Source organism: Streptomyces sp. NBC_00193, assembly GCF_026342735.1.
Classification (GTDB): Bacteria; Actinomycetota; Actinomycetes; order Streptomycetales; family Streptomycetaceae; genus Streptomyces; species Streptomyces stoeckheimensis.
Genome location: NZ_JAPEMM010000001.1, coordinates 4225931 through 4239092, shown reverse-complemented (window position 1 = coordinate 4239092; position 13162 = coordinate 4225931). Strand labels below are relative to the sequence as shown.

Genomic DNA, 13162 nt, shown 5'->3' with positions numbered 1-13162 from the left:
TGTCCGCGTGTAGTTCGCTGGGACGGCCGACGGACGGTCGCAAAACCGCAACACCAAACTCCGCGGGGAGGGGGTCGGCCTACGACTACAGGCCCTCGCCGCGGCAGCTAAGGAGAAGCAGCCCGAAACGCATGATGGGCCGAGCCTAACCGAGCCGCCCCGTATTGCGGGGGCTGTTTCAGTATGCAAGACCGGCAGGTCCGTTTTGCACCCTTTGTGAGCTAAGCCTCTTTGCCTCTTGCCCTTCGGGCCCGATGTCCGGTTGATCCGTCAATGTGCCGCGAGCACTTTCAGACGACTTGATGAATCATGGTCGCCCCTAGTGACATCGCGATCACCCACTGCCACATTGCCGGGCATGGATGCCTTCTCCGCTCGCCGTCACCCCGTCTTCTGCACCGTGGTGCCGCCGCACCTCCTCGACAAGATCGCCCGGTCCGAGGACCCCGCCCGGGCCGCCGCCGCGCGGCGGACCCTCGAACTGGACGCCTCCCATCGGGTCCGGCGGCTGATGGCGGTGCTCCCGCCCGCCGTGGAGACACCGTCCGAGACCCCCGCGCGGACCATCTACGACGCGCAGCACAAGACCCGGCTGCCCGGGAAGAAGGTGCGCGGCGAGGGCGAGGAGGCCGGCCAGGACGCCAGCGTCAACCGTGCCTACGCCGGGCTCGGGGCCACCTTCGAGCTCTTCCTCAAGGGCTTCGGCCGCCACTCCATCGACGACGCCGGCCTGCCGCTGGACGCCAGCGTCCACTACGACCGGCTGTACAACAACGCCTTCTGGGACGGCAGCCAGATGGTGTTCGGCGACGGGGACGGGGACCTCTTCCTCGACTTCACCGTGTCCGTGGACGTCATCGGGCACGAGCTGACCCACGGGGTCACCCAGCACACCGCCGACCTGGAGTACTACGGCCAGTCCGGCGCGCTCAACGAGTCCATGTCCGACGTCTTCGGCTCCCTCATCAAGCAGTACTCGCTGGACCAGACCGCCGAGGACGCCGACTGGCTGATCGGCGCCGGACTCCTCGGCCCCTCCGTGGACAGCGGCTTCGCCCTGCGGTCGATGAAGGCGCCCGGGACGGCGTACGAGGACGACGAGCTCGGCAAGGACCCGCAGCCCGCGACCATGGACGACTACGTCCGCACCTCCCGCGACAACGGCGGCGTGCACATCAATTCCGGCATCCCCAACCACGCCTTCTACCTCGTCGCCACCGAGCTCGGCGGCAAGGCCTGGGAGCGGGCCGGGCGGATCTGGTACGACACCCTGACCGGCGGGGAGCTGGGCCCGAAGGCGGACTTCGCCCGGTTCGCCGCCCTGACGACCGCCGCGGCCGTCACCCGGTACGGCGACGGCGGCGCGGAGCACCAGGCGCTGCAGAAGGCGTGGTCGACGGTCGGCCTGGGGTAGGAAGCGTGGGCCGGAGGGCACGGGGTAGAAGGGCGGTCATGCGGATTCAGGTGGTGCGGACGGGCGGCTTCGCGGGGATCGAGCGGCGGGGCGAGGTGGACACCGCCGGCCTGCCCGACGAGGCCGAGTGGCAGGCGCTGGCACAGCTGGCCCTGCGGCCCGGCCTGCCGCGCGATCCGGCGGACCGGATCCGGGACGGTTTCTCGTACCGGATCACGGTGGACGGGCGGACGGTGCTCTGCCAGGACCCGAACCTCTCGGACGCGCAGCGCGCGCTGATCTCGCGGGTCCTTAAAGAGGGTGCCTGACCAGGGAGCAGTTGCTTGGATGGCCGGATGATCACTTCTTCCGGCATCCTGCCCGCGCTCGAGCGCTACTACGACACGGCCCCCCGGGCGGGCGGGGCACGGGCCGAGGACTTCGGCCCGCTGACCCTGTTCGTCCAGGAGGGCGACGGCTGGCCGTACTACGCGCGGCCCGCGCTCGGCGCCGCCTCGGCCGACGGCGTCTCCGTGGCCGACGTGGAGCGGGTGCTGGCCCGGCAGCGGGAGCTGAAGATCCCCGAGGCCTTCGAGTGGGTGGCCGAAACCACCCCCTCCCTGCGGGCCGCCGCGGAGGCCGCGGGGCTGAGCGTCCACGCGCATCCGCTGATGGTCCTCGACCCCGCGGCCGTACGGCTCCCCGCGCATCCGGACGTACGGGTGCTCGGCGCGGCCGACCCGCTGCTGCGCCCGGCCGTGACGGTGCCGATGCTGGCCTTCGCCGCTCCCGGTACGGCGGTGGGCGAGGCGGGCCCGGCGGAGCTCGCGGCGGCGGAGCAGGACCCGGCCTCCGAGGGCCGCCGGATCCGGGTGGCGGGGATGATCGAGTCGGGCCGTACCGCCCTGGCGGCGGCCGTGCGCGACGGCGTGGTCCTGTGCTCCGGCCAGTACGTCCCGGTCGGCGACGTCGCCGAGGTGGTCGGTGTCGGCACCCTCCCCTCGGCCCGCCGCCAGGGCCTGGCCCTCGCGGTGACGGCGGCCCTGGTCGCCGACGCCCTGGCCCGCGGAGCCCGCACGGTCTTCCTCTCGGCGGGCGACGAGGACGTGGCCCGCCTCTACGCCCGCCTCGGCTTCCGCTCCGTGGGCACGGCCCTGATCGCCGACCGGCCGCTGTGATCCGCCGGGGGCGCTGACGGGCCCGGGGCGGCTCCCGCAATTCTGACCCCGTTTTTTTGCGGGAACGGCAAGGGTGCTTGGCCGGCGCGGAGGTCCGGACGGAGCATCGGAGGCGCGGGCACCCGTACCCGTACCGAACGGAAAGAGGCCGCCATGGCGCACGCGCACGACCAGCACTCCCCCGAGACCGGGACCGACTTCGTGGGCGAGGAGTTCTGGGACTCCCGCTACCGCGAGAGCGAGCGGATCTGGAGCGGGGACGCCAACGCCGTGCTGGCCCGGGAGGCCGCCCCGCTCGCTCCCGGCCGGGCCCTGGACCTCGGCTGCGGTGAGGGCGGCGACGCCGTGTGGCTCGCGCGGCAGGGCTGGCACGTCACCGGGACGGACATCTCCGGGGTCGCCCTGGAGCGGGCGGCGGTCCACGCCGCCGAGGCCGGGGTCGCGGACCGGACCGCGTGGGAGCGGCACGACCTCGCGGAGTCCTTCCCGGCCGGGGAGTACGACCTGGTCTCCGCCTGCTTCCTGCACACCTTCGGGGAGTTCCCGCGGGAGCGGATCCTGCGCCGGGCCGCCGCGGCCGTGGCCCCCGGCGGGATCCTGCTCGTCGTCGGACACGCGGGCTGGGCGTCCTGGCAGGAGGACCGCCCGGAGGTGGACTTCCCGACCCCGGACGAGGTACTCGCCCAGCTGGAACTGGAGGCCGGGGCCTGGGAGGTGCTGCTGGCGGAGGAACACGTACGGGTCCAGAACCAGCCTGACGGCCGACCCGGGACCCGTACGGACAATGCTCTGAAGGTGCGGCGGCTTCCGTAGAAGCCTGCTGCTAGAACCCCAGCTTGCGGAGCTGCTTGGGGTCGCGCTGCCAGTCCTTGGCGACCTTCACGTGCAGGTCGAGGAAGACGGGCGTGCCGAGCAGCGCCTCGATGTGCTTGCGCGACTTCATCCCGACCTCCTTCAGGCGGGCGCCCTTCGGGCCGATGATGATGCCCTTCTGGCTCGGCCGCTCGATGTAGAGGTTGGCGTGGATGTCCAGCAGCGGGCGGTCCGCCGGGCGGTTCTCCCGGGGGATCATCTCCTCGACGACCACGGCGATGGAGTGCGGGAGCTCGTCCCGTACGCCCTCCAGCGCGGCCTCGCGGATCAGCTCCGCGACCATCACCATCTCGGGCTCGTCGGTGAGGTCGCCCTCCGGGTAGAGCGGCGGGCTCTTCGGCAGCATCGGCGCGATCAGGTCGGCCAGCAGCTGGACCTGGGTGTCGCCGACCGCCGAGACCGGGACGATCTCGGCCCACTCGAAGCCGAGCTCCTCGGCGAGCTGGTGCACGGCGATGAGCTGCTCGCCCACCACCTTGGACTCGACGAGGTCGGTCTTGGTGATGATGGCGATCTTGGGGGTCTTCTTGATCCCCGCGAGCTCCTTGACGATGAACTTGTCACCGGGGCCGAGCTTCTGGTCCGCGGGCAGGCAGAAGCCGATCACGTCGACCTCGGACCAGGTGGCGCGCACCACGTCGTTCAGCCGCTCGCCGAGCAGCGTGCGCGGCTTGTGGAGGCCGGGCGTGTCGACCAGGACGAGCTGGGCGTCGGGGCGGTGCACGATGCCGCGGACGGTGTGGCGGGTGGTCTGCGGCCTGTTGGAGGTGATCGCGACCTTGGTACCCACGAGCGCGTTGGTCAGGGTCGACTTCCCCGCGTTGGGACGGCCGACGAAGCATGCGAAGCCCGCACGGTGCGGGCTGGTGGTCTCGGGGGAACGATCGCTCATACGGGCCATTCTCCCCGATGCGGCTCCCAGCGCCGACCAGGCCGCCGCCACGAGGGCGAGAGCGGCCGCGAGCAGGCCGTTCAGGGCGGGGTGCGCGGCGTGTCCGGCGGTGGCCCGGGCGGCCGCCCCGTCGGCCCGCGCCACCACCGCGACCTCGGCCCACTCCAGGGCGGGCGCGTCCGCCCAGTGCGCGGTGAGCCGGACCCGCTGGCCGGGCAGCAGCTCGGCGGGCAGGCCGGTGAGGGGGCGGGAGACCAGACCCCGGCCGAGGGCCCCGGAGGCGGTCAGGGTGGCTCGGGGGCGCAGGGTGACGTTGCCGAGGTTGTGGAGCGTGTACGAGATCTCCGCGCCGGCCGCGCCGCGGCGGGCGGTGCGGAGCTCCTCGACGGCCAGGGCGGGGGCGGTGGGACCGGTGACCCGGAGGTAGAGGCGGGCGGCGACGGCCTGCTGGACGCCGATCCCCCGCACCGCGGTGTCGGCGGGCCGGTCCTCCAGGGCGACGAGGGCTCCGGGATGGTCCCCGGGCTCGGCCCGGTCGGGGACGGTGAGGGTGAACCCGACGTCGACCGCCGTCTTCGCCGGGACGGTGATCCGCTCCCGCGCCAGCGCCGTCCAGGCGCCGGTGGCGGTGCGCGGCTCCTCGGGCCCGCGCAGGGCGAAGCCGCCGTCGCGGGCGGTGTTGTAGGCGTCGGCGGCGTAGAGGCGGAAGGTGCGGGGGCGGTCGGTGCGGTTGGCGATGGTGACGGAGTCGGTGACGGCCTGGCCGGGGGCGGCGGCGAGGTAGAAGTACGGGCGCTGCCCGAGGGTGTTGGCGGCGGGCAGCACGGACCACTGCCCGTTGTCCGCGGCAGCGGCGGGCCCGACTCCGCCGAGCAGGAGCATGCCGAGCCCCATGAGCACGGCCGCAGCCGTCGCCCCGGCCCGGTGCTGCCATGCCCGCGGGGCCACAGCCGCTACGGCGCCTGCGGCACGGCGGTGGCGCGTACCCGCCGGGTGGCCCCTGGGGGTTCCTCTCCCCGCCCCGCCCTTCCACCGTTCCCCGGGCTCCGCCCGGACCCCGGTCCTCGAACGCCGGACGGGCTGGGAGGGCCCCGGGCTGCGCCCGGACCCCCTGGGGCTCCGCCCCAGACCCCGCGCCTCAAACGCCGGCGAGGCTGGATGGGGCCGACCCCGGCGAAAATCCAGCCCCTCCGGCGTTTGAGGAGCGGGGGTCCGGGGGCTGGCCCCCGGCAACGGCGCCGCACCCGGCAACGGGTCCGGGGCGGAGCCCCGGGGAACGGGCGAAGGGCGGGGCGGGGACTTCGCACCGCGCAGCGGGGCAGGGGGCCGGGCGGGCCGGGTCACGACAGGGTCAGGGTCAGCACCGCCGTGTAGGCGCCCGGCGGGGTGTACGGGGGCACCTGGAGGGTGACGGCCGCGTCGACGGTGAAGGTGCCGCCGACGAGAGCCGCGTCACCGGTCGAGGCCAGCACCGCCCCGTCCGCCCCGACGGTGCCCGCACTGCCCGGGACGCACGCGCTGGGGCTGCCGGGCGCGGCCACGCACGTCGGGGTCCAGCTCAGGGAGGCCCCCGGGATGCGGACCCCGCCGGAGCCGGTGAAATCGGTGACCTTGCCGATCAGGGACCACCCCGCCGGCCCGCCGCGGGCGTCCTTGACGGTGACGGTGCCGATCCGGCCGGCCGCCGCGCCGCCGTCCCCGTACGGGACCGCGGCCAGGGTCACCGCGTCGCCTTCCTGGGTCATGCCGAGCTCCCCCGGCTGCACGACGGCGGTCACCGTCTGGCTGCCCGGCGGCAGCGGGGCGGCGACGATCACCGTGTACGCGGCCGGGCCGGAGCCCCGTTCCGGAGTCCAGGCGGCGCCCTCGTACGCCACGACGGCGGTGGTCGCCCGGTCCGTGACCGGCAGCTCCGCGAGGACCACGCCGAGCTCGTCCGCCTTCGCGGTGACCCGGTCGGCGGTCTGCGCCGCACCCGCCCGGCCGGCCACGGTGACCTCGGCGCCGGGGACGAAGCCGGCTCCGGTGACCTTCACCTTGGCGCCCGGACCGCCCGCGGCCGTACCGAGCGCGACGGTGCGCAGATTGGCCGTCGGCAGCGGGCTCGCGGTGATCCGCTGCGCCACCGGCGGGCCGTCCGACGAGGGCAGCAGGGCCGGATTCGAGGACGACGGCGGGGGCGAGGAGGGGGACACCGGCGACGGCACCGCGGAAGCAGAGGCCGAGGCAGAGGCAGACCCGGTGGGCTTCGCGGACGGCCCCGGATCCGGTCCCGGCGGCACGCTCCCGTAGGCCGCGGCGCAGACCGTGTCGAGTTCGAGCAGGTGGCCCGTGTGGAGGGTGTAGCCGCCCGGGGCCAGGGTGATCTCGCCGGGGGCGGTGACGGTGAAGGTGCCGGTCATGGTGACGGCGGGCAGCGCCCCGCCCGCCTCGACGGGATCGTTGCGCTTGGCCCCGACGACCGTGACCTCGCCCTGCTGCACGCCCCCGAGCACGATCCGGCCGGTCGGGGTGAGGACGTCGGCGGGCAGGCCGACGGAGAGCGGGTTGACGGCGGGGGTCCGGGTCACCTGGTAGGTGACGGTGACGGTGTCGCCCACGCGGGGCGTGAGGTCGTCGACGGTGATCCGGGCGGTGGTGGGACCGTCGGCCGGCGGCAGTCCGGCTTCCTGCGGAGGCAGGCAGTGGGTGGGGAACTCGACCTGCCCGGGAGGCGTCTCCCCTTCCGCGGCGGCGGGCGCGCTCAGGGCGCCCCCGGTCGCGGCGGCCAGGACCGCCATGCCGACGGCCGCCGACCACCCTCTGTGCCGCGCCGTCGTGCGCGCCGTGGTCCGCGCCTGTGTTCGCGCCGAAGTCCGCACTGACCGCCCCCTGGGATCCCGTACCCCGCCAGGGGGCCATTCACGAGCGGGCGGGGGGATAAGTCAATGCACGGACCCGGCAGCATCTGATGTCCCATCAGGAGATGGCAGCGTGGTGCCCGGCGTGACGGCACGGAAGGTCCGCCGGTAGGCCGTCGGGCTGACGCCGAGCGCCGCCTGGACGTGTTTGCGCAGGGACTGCGCGGTCCCGAAGCCCGCCTCCCGGGCCACGTGTTCCATCGGCAGGTCGGTCTGCTCCAGCAGCGCCCGGGCCCGCTCCACCCGCTGCCCGACGATCCACTCGCCCGGGCTGAGCCCCGACTCCTCCCGGAACCTGCGCGTGAAGGTCCGTACGGACATCGCTTCCTGCCGGGCCAGGTCGGTCAGCCGCAGCGGTTCGTGCAGCCGGTCCAGCACCCAGGCGCGGGCCGCGGTGGTGGCCGACCGCTGCGGCTGCGGCACCGGGCGCTCGATGAACTGCGCCTGCCCGCCTTCGCGGTGCGGCGGTACGACGGTGCGCCGGGCCACGTCGTTGGCGACGGCCGCGCCGTGGTCGCGGCGCACGATGTGCAGGCACAGGTCGATCCCGGCGGCGACTCCGGCGGAGGTGAGCACGTCCCCGTCGTCGGTGTAGAGCACGTCCGGGTCGACGAGTACGGCCGGGAAGGTCTGCTGGAAGTGCCCGGCGGCGGACCAGTGGGTGGTGGCCCGGCGGCCGTCCAGGAACCCGGCGGCGGCGAGGACGTACCCGCCCGTGCAGATGGAGACGAGCCGGGTGCCGGGCCTGATGTGCGCGAGGGCGGCGGCGAGTTCGGGGGTGAGCCGGCCCTCGTCGTGGACCGGGCCCAGCTCGTAGGAGGCGGGGACCACCACCGTGTCGGCCGTGGCCAGCAGTTCGGGACCGTGCTCGACGTGGATGTCGAAGTCGGCGTCCGTGGGCACCCGGCCGGCGGCGAGCCCGCAGGTGAGGATCTCGTACAGCGGCCTCCCGGCGGGATCCTTGGCCCGCCCGAAGATCCGGTGCGGGATCCCGAGCTCGAAGGGCAGCAGTCCGGCGAGGGCGAGCACGACGACACGGTGGACGGGGCGGACACGGTGCACACGGGGCTCCATGGCCCGATCATATCGAAGGGTGTCGGTCAGGCCACTGTCGTACGGGACCCCGGCGGCCGGAAACTGTCGACGTGACGCAGACAGCCCCGGGCCCCGGCCCCTCCCCCGAGCCCTCCCCCGCACCGACGCCCGCCTCCGGCCCGGCGGCCGGTACCGACTCCACGGCCGGCGCACCCCACGACGTGCACCCCGCCCACCCCGCCCACCCCGTTCTCCGCGTCCACCGCATCCACCGCGCCTGGTTCGTCGCGGCCGTCGCCTTCGTGACGATCATCGGCGCCGCCGCCTTCGCCTCGCTGCCCGGTCTGCTCATCGAGCCGCTGCACGAGGAGTTCGACTGGTCCCGGGGCACGATCGGCCTCGCCGTCTCCGTGAACCTCGCGCTGTACGGGCTCACCGCGCCGTTCGCCGCCGGGCTGATGGACCGCTTCGGCATCCGCAGGGTCGTCGCCCTCGCGCTGACCGTCATAGCCGCCGGCTCGGTGGCCACCGTGTGGATGACCACCTCCTGGCAGCTGATCCTTTACTGGGGCGTCCTGGTCGGGCTGGGCAGCGGCTCGATGGCCCTGGCCTTCGCCGCGACGGTGACCAACCGCTGGTTCGTCGCCCGGCGCGGCCTGGTCACCGGCATCCTGACCGCCGCCGGGGCCTCCGGCCAGCTGATCTTCCTGCCGCTGCTGGCCTGGCTGGTCGAGAACCACGGCTGGCGCCCGGCCGCGGTCACCGTCTCGCTGGCGGCCCTGGCCGTCGTGCCCTTCGTCTGGCTGCTGCTGCGCGACCACCCGGCGGACATCGGGACCACCCCGTACGGGGGCGCGTACACGGCCAAGCCCGCCCCCGTCCCGGGCGCCGCCCGCCGGGCCCTGGGCGTCCTGGCCAAGGCGGCCCGGACCGGCCCCTTCTGGCTGCTGGCGGGCACCTTCGCGATCTGCGGTGCCTCGACGAACGGGCTGGTGAAGACCCACTTCGTCCCGTCGGCCCACGACCACGGCATGCCGGTGACGGCCGCGGCCGGACTCCTCGCCGTGATCGGCGTGTTCGACGTGATCGGCACGGTGTTCTCCGGCTGGCTGACGGACCGCTTCGAATCGCGCCGCCTCCTCGCCGTCTACTACGCCCTGCGCGGGGTCTCGCTGCTCTTCCTCCCCATGCTGCTGGCCCCGACCGTGCACCCGCCGATGGTGTTCTTCATCGTCTTCTACGGCCTGGACTGGGTCGCGACGGTCCCGCCGACGATCGCCCTGTGCCGCGAGCACTACGGCGAGGACGGGGCCATCGTCTTCGGCTGGGTCCTGGCCTCGCACCAGATCGGTGCCGCGCTGGTGGCCTTCCTCGGCGGCCTGGCCCGCGACGCCTTCGGCTCGTACGACCCCGTCTGGTACGCCTCGGGCGCCCTGTGCGCGATGGCCGCCCTGATGGCGATGGTCATCCGGCGCCGCTCCACGTCCGGAGCCGGAGCCGTCACGGCCTGACGGCCCACCAAGGGCCACCACGGTCGGCGCTGCCAGGATGTCCCCGTGGACGACAGGGGCGGGACAGCGGCGGCAGAGCAGGCAGAAGGGACGGAAGAAGCGGAAGGAACGGAAGAGCTGGTGAGAGCGGCGGAGGCCGGTGACGAGGCGACCGTCTCGCAGCTGCTGAGCCGCGGCGCCGCCGTGGACGCGCGGGATGCCGAAGGGCGCACGGGGCTGGACCGCGCCGTGCACGAGGGCCGGGACGGCGCGGTGCGCGTCCTGCTCGCCGCCGGCGCCGACCCCGAGCAGGTCACGGGCCCGTACGCCGAGGAACTGCCGCTGGTGCAGGCGGCCACCAGGGGTCACACCGGCATCGTGCGGCAGTTGCTCGCCGCCGGCGCCGTTCCCGACCGCGCCAACGGGCTGCGCGCCACCGCCCTGGGCCGCGCGGGGGCCGAGGGCCACACGGAAACGGCCCGGGTCCTGCTGGAGCACGGAGCGGATCCGCACCTCCGCTGGAAGGCCCTGACCCCCGCCGAGTGGGCGGCCCGCTTCGGCCACACCGGGACGGCGGAGTTCCTGCGCACCTGGGCCGCCGGACCGGGCGGCCCGGCGGCGACTGCCTAGGACCCGGCCGGAGTGCTCGACTTCAGGGTGCCGTCCGGGCCCGCCAGGAGGACCGGGGTGTCCGGGCCGCCGAGGTCACGGACCGCCGCGCGGTCGGCGTCGGAGGGGGCCTCCGACGCGCTGACGACGGCCGCCGCCTCCAGGGACTGGGCGCCGCTGGCCACGGCCATCGCGACGGCCGTCTGGAGCGCGCTCAGCTTCAGGGAGTCCAGTGCCACGGTTCCGGCGACGTACGTACGGCCCGTCTCGTCCCGGACCGCCGCCCCCTCGGGCACGCCGTTGCGGGCCCGGGCGCTGCGCGCCAACGTGATGATCTTGATGTCTTCGGGGTCGATCCCGGTGCTGTCGGTCATGGTCCGAAGCATATGGAGCGCGTCTGCGGGGCCGCACGACGACCCCGCAGACGCGCTCTCCCCTCCACCCCCGGTGTCCCCCCGAGATCTTGGTGGCGCAGGGACAAAGCTAAGCGCTGCGTAAGCGGACGGGCGGCCCCGAAGGTCCCGTGATCCATGACCTTGGACCCTTCCCGGATTCCACGACGGGGAACGCGGGGAACACCGGACCCCCCACCCGCTACGGCCGCGACGGCCGCTGCGGCATCCGCTACGGCCGGTCGAGCCGCAGCCGCTCCGCCCTCGGCAGGCCCGCGACCACCAGGTCGTACGAGTCCTCGACCAGCTCCCGGACCAGCGCGTCGGACAGCGCCCCCGGGCCGCCCGCGGTCACCGTGTTCCAGTGCCGCTTGTTCATGTGCCAGCCCGGCACGATCGCCTCGTGCTCCGCCCGCAGCCGCACCGCCTGCTCCGGATCGCACTTGAGGTTGACCTTCAGCGGGTCGCCGTCCAGCGCGCTCAGCGCGAACACCTTCCCCAGCACCTTGAACACCGAGGTCTCCGGGGTGAAGGGGAACTCCTCCACCGCCGCGTTGAACCCCAGGCAGAAGTCGCGCAGCTCCGCCGGTGTCACTCCGTCTCCCCGTCCGTCTCCTCCGCCGGAGCCACCGGCTCCACCAGCACGGTCACGATCTTGTTCCGCCGTCCCGCCGGGGACTCCGCCGTCAGCCGCAGCGGCCGCCCGTCCGGCAGGTCCACCACCGCCGAGGCACCGGCGATCGGCACTCGGCCCAGCGCCTTGGCGAGCAGGCCGCCGACCGTCTCCACGTCCTCGTCGTCGAAGGAGTCCACCTTGAACAGTTCGCCGAGGTCGGTGATGTCCAGCCGCGCGGTGACCCGGTAGCGGTCCCCGCCCAGGTCCTCGACCGGCGGGAGTTCCCGGTCGTACTCGTCGGTGATCTCACCGACGATCTCCTCCAGGATGTCCTCGATGGTGACGATGCCGGCGGTGCCGCCGTACTCGTCGATGACGACCGCCACGTGGTTGCGCACCGACTGCATCTCGCGCAGCAGGTCGCCGGCGTTCTTGGTGTCCGGCACGAACACCGCGGGCCTTATCGCCGTGGAGACCAGGTCGCTCTCCGCGTCCCGGCTGATGTGCGTCTTGCGGACCAGGTCCTTCAAGTACACGATGCCGACGATGTCGTCCTCGTTCTCCCCGGTCACCGGGATGCGCGAGAAACCGGACCGCAGCGCGAGCGTGGTCGCCTGACGGACCGTCTTGTACCGCTCGATGCAGACCAGGTCGGTGCGCGGCACCATGACCTCGCGCACGAGCGTGTCGCCCAGCTCGAAGACCTGGTGCACCATGCGGCGCTCGTCGTCCTCGATCAGCGATTCCTTCTCCGCCAGGTCGACCATCGCGCGCAGTTCCGCCTCGGAGGCGAAGGGGCCCTTGCGGAAGCCCTTCCCGGGGGTGAGCGCGTTGCCGAGGAGGATCAGCAGCTGCGGGATCGGTCCCATGATCCGGGCGAGCGGTACGAGGACGTAGGACGCCGCGGTCGCCGTGTTCAGCGGGTGCTGCCGGCCGATGGTGCGCGGGGACACCCCGACCGCCACGTAGGACACGAGCACCATCACGGCGATGGCCACGAGCAGCGCGGTCCAGTTCTCCCCGAACTCGTCGAGGCAGACGTACGTGACGAGCACGCCCGCCGCCATCTCGCAGGTGACCCGGACCAGCAGCGCGACATTGACGTAGCGGGTGGGGTCGCCGGCGACCTGGGCCAGCTTCGCGCTGCCGCGCCGGCCCTCCCGTACGGCCTGCTCGGCGCGGAAGGCGGAGATCCGGGCGATCCCGGACTCTGCGCACGCGGCGAACCAGGCCACCACGACCAGCAGGACGGCCCCGGTGATCAGCTGGAGATCACCGGTCATGAGACGGTCGGCGCCGGGGACGGGCCGGTCACGCCGTTCTCGCCGCGCCAGCCGTCGACGATGGCCGCCTGGAGGCCGAACATCTCGGCCTTCTCGTCCGGCTCCTCGTGGTCGTACCCGAGCAGGTGCAGCACCCCGTGGACCGTCAGGAGCTGGAGCTCCTCGTCCATGGAGTGCTGCGTCGGCGCGTCCTCGCCCTGCTTCTTGGCGACTTCGGGGCAGAGCACGATGTCACCGAGGAGCCCCTGCGGGGGCTCCTCTTCGTCCTTCGACGGCGGACGCAGTTCGTCCATCGGGAAGGACATGACGTCGGTGGGTCCGGGCAGGTCCATCCACTGGATGTGGAGCTGCTCCATCGCGTCCTCGTCGACGACGATGACGGAGAGTTCCGAGAGCGGGTGGATCCGCATCCGGGCGAGTGCGTAGCGGGCGATGTCGAGGATCGCCCGCTCGTCGACCTCGGTTCCGGACTCGTTGTTGACGTCGATCGACATGGTGCGC

13 protein-coding genes and 1 pseudogene are annotated in these 13162 nt (G+C 73.6%); 6 read left to right on the top strand and 8 right to left on the bottom strand.

Annotation, left to right across the window (positions count from 1 at the left end):
• Positions 1-358 precede the first annotated feature (358 nt).
• The 4 genes from OG898_RS18790 (at position 359) to OG898_RS18775 (ending at position 3384) form a co-directional block, all read left to right on the top strand.
• Entirely contained in the window at positions 359-1414 is a 1056-nt protein-coding gene (locus OG898_RS18790) for a M4 family metallopeptidase (RefSeq protein ID WP_250754323.1), read from the top strand.
• 38 nt (positions 1415-1452) lie between these two features.
• A complete protein-coding gene (locus tag OG898_RS18785; protein ID WP_250754325.1) occupies positions 1453-1722 on the top strand; it encodes a protealysin inhibitor emfourin in 270 nt (89 codons plus the stop codon).
• Between the two features lie 27 nt (positions 1723-1749).
• Positions 1750-2571 (top strand): GNAT family N-acetyltransferase, encoded by an 822-nt coding sequence (locus tag OG898_RS18780; protein WP_266958124.1) that lies wholly within the window; start codon positions 1750-1752, stop codon positions 2569-2571.
• Between the two features lie 153 nt (positions 2572-2724).
• Positions 2725-3384, top strand: a complete 660-nt coding sequence (locus tag OG898_RS18775) for a cyclopropane-fatty-acyl-phospholipid synthase family protein (protein WP_266958122.1) — start codon at positions 2725-2727, stop codon at positions 3382-3384.
• Between the two features lie 10 nt (positions 3385-3394).
• Here OG898_RS18775 and era read toward each other — a convergent pair whose 3' ends face one another.
• From era to OG898_RS18755, 4 genes and pseudogenes are all read right to left on the bottom strand, one after another.
• On the bottom strand, positions 3395-4336 hold the full coding sequence (gene era, locus OG898_RS18770; protein WP_243335076.1) for a GTPase Era: 942 nt from the start codon (positions 4334-4336) through the stop codon (positions 3395-3397).
• Positions 4337-4849: 513 nt separating this feature from the next.
• Positions 4850-5218: pseudogene (locus tag OG898_RS18765) on the bottom strand (DUF916 domain-containing protein); the annotation flags it as partial.
• Between the two features lie 458 nt (positions 5219-5676).
• Positions 5677-7197: a beta-xylosidase gene (locus OG898_RS18760; RefSeq protein ID WP_266958120.1), complete on the bottom strand. Its 1521-nt coding sequence runs from the start codon at positions 7195-7197 to the stop codon at positions 5677-5679.
• A gap of 63 nt (positions 7198-7260) precedes the next feature.
• Positions 7261-8310, bottom strand: coding sequence for a GlxA family transcriptional regulator (locus tag OG898_RS18755; protein WP_266958118.1), 1050 nt, complete (start codon positions 8308-8310; stop codon positions 7261-7263).
• Positions 8311-8492: 182 nt separating this feature from the next.
• On the opposite strand from OG898_RS18755, the gene OG898_RS18750 reads away from it, so the two are divergent.
• Together OG898_RS18750 and OG898_RS18745 are read left to right on the top strand one after the other, a co-directional pair.
• Positions 8493-9782 carry an MFS transporter gene (locus tag OG898_RS18750; RefSeq protein ID WP_266960326.1) on the top strand — a complete coding sequence of 430 codons (1290 nt, stop codon included), beginning with the start codon at positions 8493-8495 and terminating at the stop codon, positions 9780-9782.
• 45 nt (positions 9783-9827) lie between these two features.
• Positions 9828-10391 (top strand): ankyrin repeat domain-containing protein, encoded by a 564-nt coding sequence (locus tag OG898_RS18745; RefSeq protein ID WP_323182708.1) that lies wholly within the window; start codon positions 9828-9830, stop codon positions 10389-10391.
• Here OG898_RS18745 and OG898_RS18740 read toward each other — a convergent pair.
• From OG898_RS18740 to ybeY, 4 genes are all read right to left on the bottom strand, one after another.
• Positions 10388-10744, bottom strand: a complete 357-nt coding sequence (locus tag OG898_RS18740) for a cytidine deaminase (protein WP_250739420.1) — start codon at positions 10742-10744, stop codon at positions 10388-10390. The genes OG898_RS18745 and OG898_RS18740 overlap by 4 nt on opposite strands.
• Before the next feature lie 250 nt (positions 10745-10994).
• A complete protein-coding gene (locus tag OG898_RS18735; RefSeq protein ID WP_250739421.1) occupies positions 10995-11357 on the bottom strand; it encodes an MmcQ/YjbR family DNA-binding protein in 363 nt (120 codons plus the stop codon).
• The gene (locus tag OG898_RS18730) at positions 11354-12661 is read right to left on the bottom strand and encodes a hemolysin family protein (protein ID WP_250739422.1); all 1308 of its coding nucleotides are present in this window, start codon (positions 12659-12661) and stop codon (positions 11354-11356) included. The genes OG898_RS18735 and OG898_RS18730 overlap by 4 nt, the downstream gene beginning before the upstream one ends.
• The gene (gene ybeY, locus OG898_RS18725) at positions 12658-13155 is read right to left on the bottom strand and encodes an rRNA maturation RNase YbeY (protein ID WP_250739423.1); all 498 of its coding nucleotides are present in this window, start codon (positions 13153-13155) and stop codon (positions 12658-12660) included. The genes OG898_RS18730 and ybeY overlap by 4 nt, the downstream gene beginning before the upstream one ends.
• Between the last annotated feature and the right edge of the window lie 7 nt (positions 13156-13162).